This is a genomic window from Aquitalea palustris, assembly GCF_003693445.1.
GTDB lineage: Bacteria > Pseudomonadota > Gammaproteobacteria > Burkholderiales > Chromobacteriaceae > Aquitalea > Aquitalea palustris.
The window spans coordinates 1-445 of sequence record NZ_RFAR01000143.1; the positions used below are offsets into that span (position 1 = coordinate 1).

Here is a 445-nt window from a genome sequence, read left to right on the forward strand (position 1 = left end):
ATGTTCGGCATGTTCCAGTCGGAAACAATAAAGTCGAAATGCTGCGTTTTCAGCTTGTGCAAGGCAACCTGGCCGTCTTCGGCTTCATCCACGTTGGTGAAGCCCAACTCTTTCAGCAGGTTGCGAACAATTCTTCTCATGGTCGAGAAATCGTCCACAACGAGGAATCGCATGTTTTTATCTGGCATCTGGGTAGGTCCTGAAATGTCGGTATTCCATTGAGCCGTTGATTTTAACGGTTACCTCTGCAGGAATGGAATCAAAGTTTCAGCCAGTATTGCCGGATCGAATTTGGCAACATAGGCATCGACACCCACGCTGGAACCCATCGCCTTGTTGGCGTTGGAGGATAGCGAGGAGTGCATGATAACCGGGATGCCTTTAAAGCGGACATCGGATTTGATCAACTTGGTCAGCACATAACCGTCCATTTCCGGCATTTCCG

General features: G+C 49.0%; 2 protein-coding genes. Both read right to left on the minus strand.

What is annotated here, in order from left to right; genetic code table 11:
• On the minus strand, positions 1-188 hold a 188-nt coding region (locus tag EAY64_RS20025; RefSeq protein ID WP_045848970.1), incomplete at its 3' end, for a response regulator.
• A 51-nt stretch (positions 189-239) separates the two neighbouring features.
• Positions 240-445: response regulator (locus tag EAY64_RS20030; protein ID WP_147456259.1), on the minus strand; the 206-nt coding region annotated here is incomplete at its 5' end.